Origin of the sequence: Olsenella porci, assembly GCF_009695875.1 — a bacterium.
Taxonomy (GTDB): Bacteria; Actinomycetota; Coriobacteriia; order Coriobacteriales; family Atopobiaceae; genus Olsenella_H; species Olsenella_H porci.
Window position 1 is genome coordinate 71,767 of the sequence record NZ_VUNC01000002.1, and the last position, 17,060, is coordinate 88,826.

At 66.5% G+C, this 17,060-nt stretch carries 13 protein-coding genes; all 13 read right to left on the reverse strand.

From position 1 onward, the window contains the following. Positions 1-24: 24 nt before the first annotated feature. Positions 25-1,545: a helix-turn-helix domain-containing protein gene (locus FYJ68_RS03075; RefSeq protein WP_154433883.1), complete on the reverse strand. Its 1,521-nt coding sequence runs from the start codon at positions 1,543-1,545 to the stop codon at positions 25-27. A gap of 3 nt (positions 1,546-1,548) precedes the next feature. Continuing rightward, entirely contained in the window at positions 1,549-4,185 is a 2,637-nt protein-coding gene (locus FYJ68_RS03080) for a DNA translocase FtsK (RefSeq protein ID WP_154433885.1), read from the reverse strand. Continuing rightward, positions 4,186-5,850: a ribonuclease J gene (locus tag FYJ68_RS03085; protein WP_154433887.1), complete on the reverse strand. Its 1,665-nt coding sequence runs from the start codon at positions 5,848-5,850 to the stop codon at positions 4,186-4,188. It lies immediately after the preceding gene. A 241-nt stretch (positions 5,851-6,091) separates the two neighbouring features. Next, the gene (locus FYJ68_RS03090; protein ID WP_154433889.1) at positions 6,092-8,314 is read right to left on the reverse strand and encodes a polyribonucleotide nucleotidyltransferase; all 2,223 of its coding nucleotides are present in this window, start codon (positions 8,312-8,314) and stop codon (positions 6,092-6,094) included. A gap of 90 nt (positions 8,315-8,404) precedes the next feature. Next, complete coding sequence (gene rpsO / locus FYJ68_RS03095; protein WP_154433891.1) at positions 8,405-8,683, reverse strand: 30S ribosomal protein S15; 279 nt, start codon at positions 8,681-8,683, stop codon at positions 8,405-8,407. A 177-nt stretch (positions 8,684-8,860) separates the two neighbouring features. After that, positions 8,861-10,831 (reverse strand): NlpC/P60 family protein, encoded by a 1,971-nt coding sequence (locus tag FYJ68_RS03100; RefSeq protein WP_154433893.1) that lies wholly within the window; start codon positions 10,829-10,831, stop codon positions 8,861-8,863. A 138-nt stretch (positions 10,832-10,969) separates the two neighbouring features. Next, positions 10,970-11,716: a DNA repair protein RecO gene (recO, locus tag FYJ68_RS03105; protein ID WP_154433895.1), complete on the reverse strand. Its 747-nt coding sequence runs from the start codon at positions 11,714-11,716 to the stop codon at positions 10,970-10,972. A 4-nt stretch (positions 11,717-11,720) separates the two neighbouring features. Beyond that, entirely contained in the window at positions 11,721-12,644 is a 924-nt protein-coding gene (era, locus tag FYJ68_RS03110) for a GTPase Era (RefSeq protein ID WP_154433897.1), read from the reverse strand. Positions 12,645-12,673: 29 nt separating this feature from the next. Continuing rightward, positions 12,674-13,048 carry a diacylglycerol kinase family protein gene (locus FYJ68_RS03115; protein ID WP_154433899.1) on the reverse strand — a complete coding sequence of 125 codons (375 nt, stop codon included), beginning with the start codon at positions 13,046-13,048 and terminating at the stop codon, positions 12,674-12,676. Continuing rightward, positions 13,045-13,554 (reverse strand): rRNA maturation RNase YbeY, encoded by a 510-nt coding sequence (gene ybeY / locus FYJ68_RS03120; protein WP_154433901.1) that lies wholly within the window; start codon positions 13,552-13,554, stop codon positions 13,045-13,047. Before ybeY ends, FYJ68_RS03115 begins: the two co-directional genes overlap by 4 nt. After that, on the reverse strand, positions 13,547-14,533 hold the full coding sequence (locus FYJ68_RS03125; RefSeq protein ID WP_154433903.1) for a PhoH family protein: 987 nt from the start codon (positions 14,531-14,533) through the stop codon (positions 13,547-13,549). The genes ybeY and FYJ68_RS03125 overlap by 8 nt, the downstream gene beginning before the upstream one ends. 80 nt (positions 14,534-14,613) lie before the next feature. Beyond that, positions 14,614-15,879 carry a MiaB/RimO family radical SAM methylthiotransferase gene (locus FYJ68_RS03130; RefSeq protein ID WP_326832187.1) on the reverse strand — a complete coding sequence of 422 codons (1,266 nt, stop codon included), beginning with the start codon at positions 15,877-15,879 and terminating at the stop codon, positions 14,614-14,616. Beyond that, entirely contained in the window at positions 15,876-17,033 is a 1,158-nt protein-coding gene (gene dnaJ, locus FYJ68_RS03135) for a molecular chaperone DnaJ (protein ID WP_154433905.1), read from the reverse strand. Before dnaJ ends, FYJ68_RS03130 begins: the two co-directional genes overlap by 4 nt. Between the last annotated feature and the right edge of the window lie 27 nt (positions 17,034-17,060).

Here is a 17,060-nt window from a genome sequence, read left to right on the forward strand (position 1 = left end):
TTTCGCGTTGCGGGGGCCGCGGGTCTAGTTGGAGGAGCTCGCGTCGGTTGAGGACGCGTCGGTGCTGGTGATGGTGTCGGTCGTCGTCTGCGCGGACCCATCGGTCGTGGCGTCCGTCGTTGTGGTGGCGGTGGCTCCGTTGGCCGAGTCGGTGGACGAGGCGTCCGTCGCTGTTACCTGGGTACCCTGGATGGTGATGGACCCGATTCCCGAGGTCTTTGAGTCGAACTTCTGCTGCGTCCCGTTCTTGGTGACCGTGACGACAGAGGGATCGCTCACCTGGATGGTGATCGAGTCAGTCACCACGTAGGTCTTCTCCCAGGGGCCAGTCACCTGCTCGGCGACCTCGCTCGTTCCGTCGCAGACGATCTCGACCCACGACACGCCGCCGTCAGAGACGCTCACCTTGACGTCCGTCTCGGTGTTTGCCGCCTCGGCGTCCTGCTGTGCCTTGGCGGCGGCTGCAGCGGCGGCCGCCTCCTTTGCGGCTGCGATCTTGGAGTCGTTGGAGTCGCTGCTAGAGGAGTCACTCGAAGACGCCGACGCCACCGAGACCGTCTTGGTGGAGGTGTCGCCCGAGGACATGCACGACCTGACCGAGCCGATGATGACAAGCGTGATGATGAGAACGGCCGCGAGCGCGAGCGTGACCATCGCGCGAGCGGGGTCGGAGAAGAACGACTCGATCGCGCCGAGCACCCCGCCATGGCGCGGGCGCCTTCTCCTCCCACGATCGCGCAGCTGCTCCCTCCCGGACTGCTGGCCCCTCCTGCGGACGTTGGGCCGCTCGGTGCTCGCTATGTTGCGAGACGAGACACGACCAGACGCCGTAGACGCGGCCTCGTATGGACTGGCTTCGCCGTACCTCATGTCATCCTGGTAGTCGCTCGGCCTCACTCGCCGGGTGGTGACGCGGTCGGAGCCCCTGTGCGGGAGCTCCTCCCCCGACCTCCGAGGTGAGCCCCCGCGAGGCGTCTGGCCGCGATACCGCTGCCGCGCAGCACCTGCGGAGCCCGAGCTGGGTACCTCCCGACTGGTGTAACGACGCCCCCCGGGCGGAACTGACCTCTCCGAGTAGCTCCTCCTGTAGTCCACGAGGGGGCTCGCCTGCCCTTTGGGCCGCGGTGACGACGTGGTCGCAAAGGACGAGACGTCGCCCGCATAGCCCCCAGAGGTCGGGAGCAACCCGCGCGGTCCGCGGTACGGCGTGACGGGGCGAGACCTGCCAGGCACCTCGTACGAGTCCGCCTCGCGCGGAACCTGGGTTCCCGGCACGCTGCGCCCGCGCCTGCCGCCATGCTCGTAGTCGTACAGGTCGGAGGTGAACTGATTCACGACCTGACGAGAGTTGAGGCCAAGGTAGCGGGCATAGGACGAGAGCATTCCCTGGGCGTAGCCGCTCTTGGGCATGTGCTGGAAGTCGCCCTCCTCGAAGGCGATGAGCACCTGCTCCTTGAGACGCAGCACCTTGGAGGCCTGCGTGACGGAGAGGCCAAGCTGGCGCCGCCTCGACACCAGCATCTCGCTGAACCGCGGACGCGGCATGTGCTACACCTCCCGATACTTCTCGTCCTGGACCCTAAGCTCCTCGAGTCCCTCCTTGTCCAGGAGCACCTCGCGCGGCTTGGATCCCTCGGGCGGACCGACTACACCCTTTGCCTCGAGCATGTCCATGATCCTGCCCGCCCTAGCGTATCCCACCTTGAGCCTGCGCTGCAGTCCGGAGGTCGAACCAAGTTGAGAGTCCACAACAATCTGGGCAGCCTCCCAAACGAGGGGGTCGTACTCGTCCCCGTCGTCTGAGGATCCAGACCCACCGGTCTGTCCGGGAACCACCTGCGAGAGGATCTCCTCGTGGTAGTCCGGCTCCGCCTGGTCGCGAATGAAGTCGACGACCGACTCGATCTCTGGGTCAGAAACGTAGCAGCCGAGGATGCGCCGCGTCTTTCTCCCCCTGAACTTGAACAGCATGTCGCCACTGCCCAGGAGGCGCTCCGCACCCGTCTGGTCGATGATCACTCGCGAGTCGGTGCCCGAGGCGACGGAGAAGGCGATCCTGTTCTCGATGTTGGACTTGATCAGGCCAGTGACAACGTCCGCCGACGGGCGCTGCGTCGCCACGATGAGGTGGATGCCTGCGGCACGGGCGAGCTGGGCGATGCGAACGATGGACGCCTCGACGTCCTTGCCCGCGACCATCATGAGGTCGGAGAGCTCGTCGATGATGACGACGAGGTAGGGCATGGGCTCGGGTGGGTTGTCCATCTCGGAGAGCTTGCCCGAGACGCACATCTGGTTGTAGGCCTTGATCTCGCGGGCACCGGCGCGCTCGAACACCTTGAGCCTGCGCTCCATCTCTGACACGGCCCATTGGAGGGCGCTCGCCGCCTGGCGGGGCTCTGTGACCACGGGCACGTAGAGGTGGGGCAGCCCGTTATAGCCGCCCAGCTCGACGCGCTTGGGGTCGATCATGATGAGACGAACCTGCTTTGGTGTGCACCGCATGAGCAACGACATGATGATCGAGTTGATCATCACCGACTTGCCGGAGCCCGTGGCACCGGCGATGAGGAGGTGGGGCATCTTGGCGAGGTCGGCGACGACCGGCTCTCCCTCTGAGTCGCGCCCGATGGCAAGCTCGAGCGGGCCTCCCTTGGCGTAGGGCAGCACGTCCCCAAGGTGCACGTTCTCCCTCTTCTTGTTGGGGATCTCGATACCCACAAGCGAGGTCCCCGGGATGGGGGCGAAGATGCGCACCGAGGGGGTTGCGAGGGTGAGCGCGATGTCGTCCTCGAGGTTCGTGATCTTGTTGACGCGCTCGCCCTCGCCCATCTCGATGCGGAAGGTGGTGACGAGCGGCCCCGAGACGTAGTCGACGACACGGCTCTTGAGGCCAAACTCCTGGAGCGTCGCCTGGAGCCTCTGCATGGTCTCCTGAAGCTCCGCGGCCGAGCTCGCGGCCTTCGCGCTCTTTGGGTTGGAGCTGAGCATGGAGAGGGGCGGGAGCTCGTAGGTCTCGTCACCCTCCCCCGGGCGACGCGCACCAGGGGCGGCCTTGGCCCTGGTCACTGAGGCTGTTTCCTTTGAGGTGCCAGCTGTCACGGCAGCCGTGACAGACCCGGCACCCCTCGCAGTCCCCCTGCGGGACCGGCGCGAGCCCGACTTGTCGGGACCCTCGGCGGCGGCGCGCAGGAACTCCGGCACGGCGAGGTCCTCCCCAGCCTGAGAGTCGCCGGCCGCGACGTCTCCCAAGGGTATGGTCGCCTGCTCGGGGACGGTGCCGTCAGACGCGGGGAGCGCCGTCTCCACGTCGATGTCGGGATGCCGCCTCCTCCGCAGCAGTCGCGTCTTCTGGGTACCCTCGCCATCACCATCGGTTGCGGGCAACTTGCCATCCGGCTGCGCCTGGGACGCCTCCGCCTTGTGCCTTCCACGCTTGAGAACGGAGGTCTTTCTCGCACCTAGAAAGGTAGTCGGTGCCTCGGCAGGGGCTACGACCGTCTCCCCCAAGTCAGGAGAGGCCGAGAGGGACGCAAGCCCCTCGTCGTACGGCTCGTCCTCGGGCAAGACGGCAGCCTTGGACTCGCGACGCGCCTCGAGGGCGCTTCCCGCGCGCTGGACCGCGTTGGAGACGGAGAAGCCCGCAACGATCACGCCCACGACCATGAGCCCCACCAGGACGACGTCGCCCACGACCTCGCCGGTGAGGTTGAGCAGCATCCAGGCGATGAACCCGCCCAGGTAGCCCCCGCGCGTCACGACGTTGGCGGAGGCGAGCACAAGGGACGGATTGGAGCTCGCGAGCGGCGTCCCCATGGAGATGAGCCCCAGGATCGAGACGACGATCAGCGCCAGCCCGGCGGCGACCCTGCCCGCGATGAGCTCCCTCTCCCTAATGAAGAAGGTGATGCCAAAGAGCGCGATGGCAACGGGGACGAGGAACGCGCCCACGCCAAAGCAGAGCGTGAGGAACTCCCCCATCGCCCTTGTGACCGGAGCCTGCGAGGTGTCGAGCAGTGAGGCGCCCATCGCCACCGCAGCCACGACGAGCGTGACGCCCAGGATGTCTCCCCCGGCGCTCCCGCGCTCCGGCGCGATGGCGCGGGCCGAGGAAGCCCTCGACCCGCGCGATTTGCCGTTGCTACCCTTGTTACGCTGCGACTTCTTGCTGCGATTGGCAGCCATTTAAACCTCCATCACCACCGGGATGACCATCGGTCTGGTGTGAGTCTTGTTCCAGAGGAAGTTGGAGAGGCTGTTTCGGGCCGTCTTCCTAAGCTGGTCGAGGTTGGCGCCATCCTGCTTGACGCCCGCGGCAATCTTGTCCTTGACGGACGCCTGCGCCTCGGAGAGGAGCTGGTCGTCGTCGGCGAACGAGACGCCTCTGCAGGCGACCTCGACGTCGCCCACCCGCTTGCTCCTGAGCTGCACGGTAACCACGCAGGTCACGATGCCATCGCTCGCAAGCTTCTGGCGGTCGCGGAAAACGACGGGGTTGGCGTCGGTAACCGAGAGGCCGTCGACGTACACCACGCCGGAGTCGACTGGCTTGCCCCAGCTTACCTTGCCCCCGCGCATCTCGAGCGTGTCCCCGTTGTCGGCAACGAAGATGTGGCTCGGCTTCATCCCCATGGACTCGGCGAGCTTTGCGTGGGCGCGCAGGTGAACCGCCTCGCCGTGGACGGGCATGAAGTAGCGCGGCTTGGTCATGGCCAGCATGAGCTTGAGCTCCTCCTGGCTGCCGTGCCCGGAGACGTGCACCAGGGTGTTCGACTTGTCGAAGATCTGGCACCCGATCTTGCTGAGCGCGTTGATGATGGACTGCACGCTCTTCTCGTTTCCCGGAACGGGGGTTGCAGAGATGATCACGGTGTCGTCCGCGGTGATGGTGAGCGACTTGTGGTCGCCGTTCGCCATGCGGGCGAGGGCGCTCATGGGCTCTCCCTGGCTGCCCGTGCAGAGGACCACGATCTTGTCGTCGGGGATGTCCCCAATGTCGTAGGCGTCGACGATGTCGTTGTCCGAGATCTTGAGGTAGCCCAGCTCGCGCGCGATCTTGGTGTTGGTGACCATGGAGCGGCCCGTCACCACGACCTTGCGCCCAACCGCGACGCTGGCGTCGCACACCTGCTGCAGGCGGTGAATGTGGCTCGAGAACGATGCCACGATGACGCGACCGGGGGCGTTCTTGATGATGTGCCGCAGCTGGGGGCCGACAGCCGACTCCGAGGGGGTGAACCCGGGCCTGGTGGCATTGGTGGAATCGGAGAGGAGAAGGTCGATACCCTGGGTGGCGAAGCGGTTGATGGCCTGGTAGTTGGGCGTCACTCCGTCAATGGGCGTCTGGTCGAGCTTGAAGTCCCCCGTGTGCAGGACCGAGCCCGCAGGGGTGCGCATGTAGACGCCCAGTGCCGCGGGGATGGAGTGCGTCATCGAGAAGAAGTCTATGCTGAACGCGCCGAGGTTGAGGTGGCTCCCGTTCTTGACCTCGCGGAACTTGGGGGAGTTGATCTTGTGCTCGGCAAGCTTGCCCTCAATGATGCCTAAGGTGAGCTTGCTCGAGTACACGGGGACCTTGCGGCCCAGGTCCATGAGGAGGTACGGCAGGGCACCGGTGTGGTCCTCGTGTCCGTGCGTGATGATGATGCCGCGGAGCTTCTCCTCGTTCTCCAGCACATAGGTGTAGTCCGGCAGGATGAGGTCGACGCCGGGCTGCTCGTCGTCGGGGAACATGAGGCCCGCGTCCACGAGGACCATGTCGTCCTGGTACTCGAACGCGGTCATGTTTTTGCCAATTCCGTCCAGGCCACCCAGGGGAATGATCCTCAGGGGGCTTTGCTTCTTTACCATGCTTTCGTGAATCCTTTCGAGTGGTGCCTATGCCCTAGGCAGGACTTGCTATCTCATCGCCCGTCGCTTGCACGTTGCGGGCAAAAACGTTTCATCCGATACATTCTAACCGCAAAGCCCTGCTCTCATTCGCCTACGGGCATCCACGAAGAAAACCCACGTATGTGCAAGAGACGTCGAAAGAGAGGAGCGGGCCCGATGCCATAGCACCGGACCCGCTCATAGTCCCTTGCCTCAGTCGTTACGCGTCGTGGTGACGGCGGGGACGGGGCTTGTCACCGCCAGCGTTGCCATGGTCGCCAGGGTGACGGCCAACGCGCCTCTCGCGAGACTTGCCCTCGTGCTCGCGCCCCTTACCGCTGCCGGCGGGTGCCTCGGGCTTGTCAATCCTGTCGAGGCTGATCTTGCCCTTCTCATCGACCTCCAGGACCTTGACCTTGACCTCGTCGCCGATGTTGAGCACGTCCTCGACCTTCTCCACGCGGCCCTTGGCGACGCGGGAGATGTGCAGCAGGCCGTCCTTGCCGGGCAGCAGCTCGACGAAGGCGCCAAAGGGCTGGATGCCCACCACGCGGCCGGTGTACTCCTCGCCGACCTCGGGAACCTTGACGATGGCCTTGATGCGCTCGGCGGCCTCCTCGGCGGCACCGTTGGTGCCGGCGATGAAGACGTTGCCGTCCTCCTGGATGTCGATCGTGGCGCCGGTGTCGTCCTGGATGCCGCGGATGACCTTGCCGCCGCTGCCGATGACGTCGCGGATCTTGTCAGTGGGGATCTGCAGGCTGACGATCTGGGGCGCGGTGTCCTTGGTGTGCTCGCGCGGAGCGGGGATGGCGTCGAGCATGGCGTCGAGGATGAACATGCGGCCCTCGTGCGCCTGCATGAGCGCCTTGCGCAGAATCTCGGGCGTGAGGCCGGTCGCCTTGTTGTCCATCTGCATGGCCGTGATGCCCTTGGTGGTGCCCGTCACCTTGAAGTCCATGTCGCCCAGGAAGTCCTCGAGGCCCTGGATGTCGGTGAGGATGACGGTCTTGCCCTCCTCCTGGATGAGACCCATGGCAACGCCGGAGACCGGGCGCTTGAGGGGCACGCCGGCATCCATGAGAGCGAGCGTGGAGCCGCAGGTCGATGCCATGGAAGAGGACCCGTTGGACTCCATGACGTCGGAGACCACGCGGATGGTGTAGGGGAAGTCCTCCTCAGAGGGGATCACGGGGAGCAGGGCGCGCTCGGCGAGGTTGCCGTGGCCGATCTCCCTGCGCTTGGGGGAGCCCATCCTGCCGGTCTCGCCGGTGCAGTACGGCGGGAAGTTGTAGTGGTGGATGTAGCGCTTGCCGTCGACGGGCTCGATCGTGTCGAGGCGCTGCCACTCGTTGAGCATGCCCAGGGTGCAGACCGAGAGGACCTGGGTCTGGCCGCGCTGGAACAGGCCGGAGCCGTGGACGAGCGGGAGGTAGTTGGGCTTGATCATGAGGGGACGAACCTCGGTTGCGGTGCGACCGTCAACGCGCTCGCCGGTCTCGACCACCATGCGCCTCATGGCGTGCTTCTCCAGGCTCTTCAGCTCCACGGGGATGGCGCGGTCCCACTCGACCTGCTCGTCCTCGCTGAACTCGGCGGTGATGGCCTGCTTCAGGGCCTCGACCTTGGAGATGCGTGACTGCTTGTCCGCATCCTTGAGGGCCGCGGACATCTCATCGTAGTGTGCCCAGATGCGGTCGTGGACCTCGGGGATGGGCTGGTCGAGCTCGTACTCCCTCTTGACGATGGGGCCGTTGGCCTCCTCCCACTTGGCGAAGAACTTCTTCTCCTCCTCGCAGAAGGCACCAATGGCCTCCTGGCCAAATGCCATGGCGGCGAGCATGTCCTCCTCAGAGATCTCCTTGGCGCCGGCCTCGAGCATGCTGATGAAGGTGGACGAGCCCGCGAGCTCGAGGTCGAGGTCGGAGGCGTCGCGCTCCTCGTAGGTAGGGTTGACGAGGAACTCGCCGGTCTCGGGGTTGCGGCCAATCCTCACGCAGGCGAGCGGGCCCTCGAAGGGCACGCCTCCCACGGTGAGGGCGACGCTCGCGCCCATGACGCAGATGGTGTCGACGGAGTTGACCTGGTCGGCGACGAGCGGCATGGCCACGATCTGGACCTCGTTGCGGAACCCGTCGGGGAACGAGGGACGGATGGGCCTGTCGATCATGCGTGCCGTGAGGGTCGCCTTCTCGGAGGGACGCGCCTCTCGCTTGAGGTAGCCGCCCGGGATACGGCCGACGGCGTACATGCGCTCGATGAAGTCGACGGTGAGCGGGAAGAAGTCGTAGTTCTTGCGCTCCTTGGAGACGACCACGGTGACGTTGACCGTGGAGTCACCGCAGGAGACGAGGCACTCCCCCGTCGCCTGCTTGGCGAGCTCGCCCGACTCCAGCTTGTAGTGCTTGCCATAGAGGTCGAACTCGTGCGAAACCTTTGCCATTTCTTTTCCTCTTATCTCCGCCTGCCCCATTGCAGGCGGGCCGCTAATGCAAGGGAGCGCCCGCGCGGGCGCCCCCTCTCTACCACGAAGCTACTGGATGTTGTCGCGGATGCCCAGGCTCTTGATCAGCGCTCGGTAGGCCTCGACGTCCTGCTTCTTGATGTAGGACAGGAGGCGGCGACGCTGGCCGACCAGCATGAGGAGGCCGCGACGGGTGTGGAAGTCCTTCTTGTGGGACTTCATGTGCTCGGTCAGGCCCTTGATGCGCTCGGTGAGGAGGGCGACCTGGACCGCGGCGGAGCCGGAGTCGTTTGCGTCCTTGCCGTACTGAGCGATGAGCTCGGCCTTGCGCTCCTTGGAGACTGCCATGTGAAACCACCTTTCGACATAGATGCGCCCCGAACTGGGATGGCCGTCTGGCATTGGGCGGGCCTCCAAGTACGGGGTACGAACTCAGTTAGGTTACCACGCCACGGGCCGTTGGGTGGCAGGCGGGCCCGCAAAGCCCGCCCTCCACAGGATTCGCCCATTTTTGCACGGGTCCGCTCACACGAACAGGCGCCCGATGCCTCGCACGGTCCAACGCCACATGCTGTCGTACTCCACCTGGGGCGGGTAGGCATTGATGATGGTGTCGTTGCCCACGTAAATCCCAACGTGCCCCTTGTAGAACACGATGTCGCCCGGCTGGCGGTCGGAGACTGCGACCTTCTTGATCTTGGGGTCCGCGAACATGTTGTTGGCGTTGTGGTCCTGCCACGAGTTGTAGCGGTGGTCGTAGGAGTTGTACGGGGTCTGCATCCCCACCGACTCCATGCACGACTGGACGAGCCCCGCGCAGTCGGTCCCCACGCCGGGCGCGAGGGCGTAGTCCCACTTGTAGGGCGTCCCCAGGTAGAGCCTCGCCGTCTGGAGGAATGCCCGCACAACCTGCTCGCGGGTGGCGTCGGGCGAGATGACCGAGTGACGGATGTACGAGAAGGGCCCGCTCCCCACCTTCCTCACGTCGTAGGCCGAGACCTGGTAGTACTGTCTGGGATTCTGCCACCCGATCTTGCCGGTCGTGAGCTTGGAGAGGTGCCCGTCGGCGTCGCCGTAGTACCAGGCACCCGCGAGCCTAACGCACCCGTTGGTCACTACGTAGCCGGTCGAGGGAACACCATAGTACTGGCTCCCGCCCTGTGAGAAGAGGCCGTTCCTGGCAACGCCGTACCCCTTCCCGGTGTCCACGACCCAGTAGCGGCGGTAGTCCCCCGTGTACGTGGTGGTCACCATCCATCCCGCCGGGCTGGCGCAAAGCCTGCCGTTAGACTCGGCGAGCAGGGTCGTCCCGTCGCCGAGATCGGTCACGGTGTGGTAGACGGACCCGTCGGAAGCCGCAAGCGCGTAGTAGCCCGCGCCCTCGTCGGGGGTAATAACGCGAGAGGTCGCGAGGGAGGCGTCCGCCCCGACCCAGTAGCGCTGAAGCGACCCGTAGGCGCGCGTGACCGTCCAGAACCCCTGGATCGCCTGGTGCGCGGAGCGGGTCCCGTACCACGAGATGCCCTCACCGCGCCATCCCAGGCCAACGAGGTGGTCGTTCTCGCCCTTGTTCGCGGTGAAGTTATGAGCACCCGCCTTGGCGTTGGGGTTGTACTGCCGGTAGAGGGGAACCTCGTTGGCGCCAGCCGAGTACCAGCCAATGCCCTCGTACCTCCACCCCGCCTTCACCAGCATGTCGCGCTCCGCGGCGCTGGTGGTGTAGTGGTGGTCGCCCGCGTTGGGGTTGTACAGGCGGTACACCGGCGCATCGGAGCTGGCGGGGGCCATCCACGCGATGCCCTCCCAGCGCCAGCCCACGCCAAAGAGCATGCGGGCCTCTCCCAGCTGGGCGGTGTAGAAGTGCTCGCCGCTGTTGGGGTTGTACATGCGGTACATGTTGGAGTCGGGCGCCTTTGCCTGTGCCGCGCGGGCTGCCTGGTCGGCTGCCGCCGCCTGGGACGGGGAGTCACCCGCCTGCCCCCCATCGGCAGGGGCGTCACCCTGCTGGGTTACGACCGACTGGGAGCTCCCCCCGGCAGCCTCGTCGTCAGTCGCGGCGTCGTCAGGCCCTTGGGTGACGCGCTGGTCCGCCTCCCCTTCCGAGCCGCCCTGCTGGGCCGTCTGCCCCGAGGCGCTGGCGTCGGCGGATGCGACATCACTAGACGAGACAACCTGCTGCTCATTGCCTCCGTCGGCATCGGCGGTCGAGCCTTCAGCCGAGACGCCCCCCGGCGCGGAATCGCCGACCTCCTCGGCTGGCGTCCCCTGCCGCCCGGTGTCCAAGCCATCCGCAGGGACGGCAAACTTCTCACCCACCGACTCGCGCACCTCGACAGCGGCGGGAGCCTGGCCCTCCGCCGGGGAGGCAACGACGGCGCCCGCCGTACCCGTGGCGGCAATTTCCTCGGCGAGCGCCGCAGTCGGCGCAGCCCCCATCGCCGCGATCACGGAGGCCCCCGTGACCCACGCCGCAACATGCATCCTGTCAAGTCCCATGAGACACCCCTGCCCTTGCCGGTGATTCAGCATTGTTTAATCTAACCCAAAGGAAGCCTCGCGAGGCCGAGCATGGCAAGGGCATCGCCAATGCACACGACGAGCCGATGATGGTGTCCAGCCTGCCGATCGGTTCCCTCAGAGGGCGAGCATGAACTCGAGGGCCCGCATCCGGGCGTCGAGCTGGGTCGCCGCCCACAGATGCGCGAGCGTGAGGAGCCGCGCGCCCTCTTCGGACGCGACGTCCATCAGCAGAATCTGGTCGAAGGTGCCATGAACGAGGGAGTCGAGGTCCCTCAGCTCGCAAGGGCTCACCCGCACCGCGCCAGCTACGTCCTTGGCGCAGCTTGAGCAGAGGGCTCCGCCGGCGGTGGCGGAGAAGCGCGACACGTCTGGGTCACCGCAGGCAACGCACGCCTTCAGTTCGGGCATCCATCCTTCGTGCGCGAGGACCTTGAGGACGTACGCCGCCACCACGAGGTCGAGGGACGCCTCCGTGCCAGCCTGTTCGCAGGCGGTGAGCGCGCGCGAGCAGATGGGGTACAGGAACGGGTCGGGACTGTCCTCGTACGAGGTGAGCCGGGCGGCCTCACAGAGCGCCGATGCCGCGGCGACCCGCGACACGTCGCCGCGAAGTCCAACGTGGGCGTTCGCGAGCTCCGCCTCGGTGACGATGTCGAGGCTCCTGCCACGGGCCAGGAGGAAGTCCGTCTCGCAAAAGAGGTCACTTCTCGGCGCGAGCCTGCCCCCGGGCTTCCTGGCACCCTTCGCGACCGCCCTCAACTGCTCTCCGCCCTGCCCCAGCAGCGTGAGTATGAGGTCCTGCTCGCCCAGCTTGGTTCGGTCGAGGACGATTGCGCGCTCCCTCAGGGTCCTGCGGGCCATGGGTCTACTCGTCCGCCTCGTACCCCAGGCGGCGGATCTCGTTGGCGTCGCGCCTCCACTGGGGCTGCACCCGAACCTGCAGGTCCAGGTAGCAGCGCGCGCCCAGGAGCTTCTCGACGTCGCGCCGGGCCTCCGAGCCAATGCGCTTGACCATGCGGCCGCCCTTCCCGATGACCATGGCCTTCTGCCCCTCGCGCTCCACCAGGATGGTCGCCGAGAAGGACGCGTGCCCGTCCTCCATCCACTCTATCTGGTCGCAGGTAACGGCCACGGAGTGCGGGACCTCCTGCCTCATGTTGAGCAGGACCTTCTCGCGGATGAACTCGGCCACCAGCTCCTCGTCGGTCATGTCCACGTCCATGTCATCCGGGAACCAGCGAGGTCCCTCGGGAAGGTGGCTCGAGACCAGGGAGATGAACGAGTCCACGTTGAACCCCTTGCGGGCCGACACCACGAGCGAGTCGTCAAACCGTGCGAGACGGGAGGCGGCCTCGAGCTGCGCGCTCACCGTCTTGGGGTCGGCGACGTCGGCCTTCGTGACCACCAGGAGCTTGTAGGGGGCGCGGGAGGCGTCCACGTGCCGCGCGACCCACTCGTCCCCGCGCCCGACCTCCTTGGTGGCATCGATGAGGAGGGCGACCACGTCCACGTCGGCCAGTTCGCCCAGGGCGACCTTGTTGAGCTCCTTGCCCAGGGCGTCCTTGGGCTTATGCAGCCCCGGCGTGTCGACGATCACGATCTGCGCGCCCTCGCGGTTGACGACGGCACGCATCCTGCGGCGCGTGGTCTGCGCCACGGGGCTGGTGATGGCGATCTTGCCGCCGTAACACGCGTTGAGGAGCGTCGACTTGCCGACGCTCGGCCGCCCGACAAGCGCGACGAACCCGCTCCTGAAGGGCCTTTCCTCTCCCCCGGCGACCTCTGCCATGACTCCCCCACTCCCCGCTGGCCAAACGGTCAGCGCACGATCGCGTTTGCAAAGACGATGATGCCGACCACAGCAACCAGCACGCAGAGGACCCACACGGCGGCGGCGGAGATGTCCTTCGCCTTGCCCGCGAGGGGATGGAACTCCGGCGAGACCAGGTCGACGACGGCCTCGATGGAGGTGTTGAGAAGCTCCGCGGAGATAACGACCCCGCAGCACAGCAGGATGATGGCCCAGCTAACGGCATCGAGGCCGATGGCAAGACCAAGCGTGATGGCGAGGCAGCCGCCCACGAGCATGACCTTGATGTTACGCTCCTGGCGCACCGCCGTACGAAAGCCCTGGATGGCGAAGAGGAAGCTCCGCTTGAAGGTGGGGTGGCTCGGGTGCTTTCCGGGGATCATGACGTTTCATCCCCCCGATGCCGGGTCAGGGTCACGTGGCGGGGAGGGGCATCGGTGCTCAGAAGCGAGACCAGCTCGTCCTCGCGCGCCTCCATCACCTGTGCCTCGTCCTCCTCCAGGTGGTCGTACCCCAGCAGGTGGAGCATGGCATGGACGAGAAGGAGCCTGAACTCGTCGGCAGCCGTGGTGCCAAACCCCTCCGCCTGGCGAGCGATGTAGGCTGGCGCAAGCACGATGTCGCCGAGCTCGCAGGGCTCGCCCGGTGCCAGGTCGGGGTCGTCGGGCCTCTCGCACTCCAGGCTCAGCACGTCCGTGCAGCGGTCCTGGCCCCTCCACTCCTGGTTCAGCTCTCGCATGCGCTCGTCGCCCACAACGGAGATGGAGACCATGCAGTCCCTCTGGACACCCTCCTCCCTCAACACGAGGTCGCAGTCATCCCTAAACTCCTGGAGGGTGATGGGCGCCTCCGCCCCCTCGTCGCACGAGACGTCGTACTGGTTACTCATGTGAGCTCCCACCCTTCCTACCCGCACCTGCGCCGGACTCCGCCCGCGCGTACGCGTCGACGATGCGCGCGACGAGGGAGTGCCTGACGATGTCGTTCCTGTCTAGCTCCACGAACTGGATGCCCTCGATTCCCTCGAGGACGCGCCTCGCCGAGTCCAGCCCGCTTTGGCCCACCAGGTCGCGCTGCGTTGTGTCTCCCGTGATCACGAAACGCGACGAGTGGCCAAACCTGGTGAGGAACATCTTCATCTGCTCGGGAGTCGTGTTCTGCGCCTCGTCGAGGATGACGAAGGCGTCGTTGAGAGTTCTTCCTCGCATGAAGGCGAGGGGCGCCACCTCGATGACCCCCTGCTCGACGAGCGAGGTGCCCCGCTCGGGGTCGGTGATGTCGAAGAGGGCATCGTAGAGGGGCCGCACGTAGGGGTCGACCTTCTCCTGGAGCGTGCCGGGCAGGTATCCCAGCGACTCCCCCGCCTCGACGACGGGGCGCGTGAGAACGATCCTTGCCACCTCGTGCCGACGGAGTGCCGCGACCGCCATGGCCATGGCGAGATAGGTCTTTCCCGTGCCGGCGGGCCCCAGCCCAAAGGTCATGAGGTTGTCCCTCATCGAGGCGACGTACCTAACCTGTCCCTCGGTCTTGGGCCTCACGGGACGACCGCGATAGGTGAGCAGGATTTCGCCGGGGTCCGAGCCCGGCCCCGCCGCCCCGTGCTGCGCCTGGCCCACCAGCAGGCTGACGTCGTCGGTGGTGGGGACCTCGCCCGCCTCGACCATCGAGATCAGGCGAGAGAAGACCGAGGTCACGCGCTCGACCTCCCGCGTTGGGCCGATGATGGTGACCTGGGTGCCCCTAACGGTGACCATGGAGTCCGCGAACGAGTCCTCGACCTGCCGCAGCAGCGAGTCCGCAGGCCCCATCAACACGGTGGGGTCCACGGAATCGGGGATGGTCAGGCGAACTCGGGTGGGCTCCATGTTCCTCCAGTGCGGACGTGTGGTCGTACATGCATGCGAACCTAGGATAGATGAAAGGGAGGGTGCGCGAGAGGGGCGACCTATGCGAGCGACCCCACGAGCCTCCCCTGGGCGTCCACGGAACCGACCCGCACCCTCACCATGGAGTCGAGGGGAAGCGACGGGTCGACGAGAGCCTCGAACAGGCCGCCGGTCACGGCCCTCCCCGGATACTGCACTATGGCAGATTGGACCGTCCCCACGAGGGAGCTCGCCGCTTCAAGTCTCATCTCGCGCGCGGCTTCGCGCATGCGCCTGCCTCGCTCGGCCATCACCTGCGGGGGGACCTGGCCGGGGTAGGTCGCCGCCGGGGTCCCAGGGCGGCGGGAGTACCTGAAGACGTGCATCTTGGCAAACCCCATCTGCCGGCAGAAGGCCAGGGACTCCTCAAAGTCGGCATCAGTCTCGCCCGGGAACCCAACGATGAGGTCGGTCCCCAGGGCGAGGTCGGGAATGCCCTCGCGCGCCACCTCAATCGCGCGGGCGTAGGCTGCGGTGTCGTACACGCGACCCATGCGCGAGAGCGTTCTGTCACAGCCCGACTGAAGGCACACGTGCAGAAACGGGGCAACCCGCTCCCCTCCCGCGCGCATCGCCGCGACGAGCCGGGGCGTGACGTCGGGGGGCTCGATGGACGAGAGGCGGATGCGCTCGACGCCAGTCTGGTCGAGGATCGCCTGGACGAGACCCGCGAGGTCAACGTGCTCGCCGTTCCTTCCATCGTGGGAATATCGTCCCAGGTTGATACCCGTGAGGACAACCTCGTGCGCCCCCTGGGACACGGACTCGCGCACGAGTCCGATGACCTCCTCTGGGCTCGTGGACCTCCCCGCACCGCGTGCCTTCCACACGATGCAGTAGGTGCACCGGTTGTCGCAGCCGTCCTGCACCTTGATGCCCGGTCGCATGCGTCCGGTGGGCGTGGGGGTGGAGAACCCCCCAGAGCGCGCGTCGGATGCCGGGGCAAAGCCAAGAGTGGACAGGACTTCCCCGGCGACCCGCGACTTGTCGGCAACCACGCGCACGTTGGGACCAAGCGCCTCCAACTCGGAAGCGGCGAGGCTCGCGACGCACCCCGTCGCGATGACGTCGGGAGCCTGCGGGAGGCCAGCCGCATGACGGACCGCCTTGCGTGCCTTCGCCTCCGCCTCGCCCGTCACCGCGCACGTGTTGACGACGACAGCGGACGCGTCCTCCTGGTCAACGAGCTCGCAACCCGCAGAGATGAGGTCCTGGGCGATGAGGTCCGTCTCGACGCGGTTGACACGACACCCCAGGTTGACGAGGGCAACGCGGGGCCGGCTCACTTGACCCGCCCGCGGCCCCTACGGCCGTGATGGGGGAAGCCCTGCGAGTGCTTCTCTCCCTCATGGGCGGCGCTGCCGCCAGACCGCCCGTCGACGATGGAGCGGACCTGGTCGAGCTGGGACTCGGTGAGGTCGCCAGGCGTCTTGACCTGCACGACCGCGATGAGACTTCCTCGAGCCGAGGAGTTCATGCGGGGCATGCCATAGCCGGCAACGCGGACCTGCTGGCCAAACTGGCAGCCCGCGGGGACGGTGACCTTGACCTCCTCGCCCTCCATGATCCCGTCGACCGTGACGTCCTTGCCCACGATGGCCTCGAGGGAGTCGACCTCGACCTTGCAGAAGAGGTCGTCGCCCTGGCGCTCGAAGCGCTCGTCCTCCTCGACGTCAACGCGAACGACGAGGTCGCCCGTGTGGTCCCCGCGGATTCCCGCCTCGCCCTTTCCGCGAACGGTGACCGTCTGGCCGGAGTGGACGCCCGCAGGAATCTTGACCTCGACCGTCTCCCTTGAGGGAGTGCGGCCCTGGCCCTCGCAGGTCTCGCACGGCTTGTCCACCACCTTGCCGGAGCCGCCGCACTGGGGGCACACGCCCTGAGACTGCATCTGTCCAAAGATGGTCTGCTGCACCTGGACGACGACGCCCTTGCCATGGCAGCGGGGGCAGGTCTTCTCACTCCCGCCCTCTGCCACGCCCGTGCCGTTGCAGTCGTCGCACGGCGCCAGGCGCTCGTACGAGATCGTCTTGGTGCATCCCGCGGCGGCCTCTGCGAGCGAGATCTGGAGCCGGGCCGCCATGTCGCGCCCGCGCGTCTGCGCGGCGGTCCTGGAGCCACCGTGCCCGCCGCCGAAGAACGAGTCGAAGATGTCGTTGATCCCAAAGCCGCCGCCAAAGATGTCCGACATGTCCACGAAGTCGGAGCCCATTCCGCCGGGGCCGTCAGGGGTCCCGTATCGGTCGTAGTTGGCGCGCTTGCGCTCGTCCGAGAGGACGGTGTAGGCCTCGTTGACCTCCTTGAAGCGCTCCTCTGCATCCGGCGCCTTGTTGACGTCGGGGTGAAGGGTGCGTGCCTTCTTGAGGAACGCCCTCTTTATGGTCTTGGCGTCGGCGTCGTGCTCGACGCCGAGAATCTCGTAATAGTCCAACGAAGCCAACCTAACCAGTCTCCCGCTTTCAGCCTA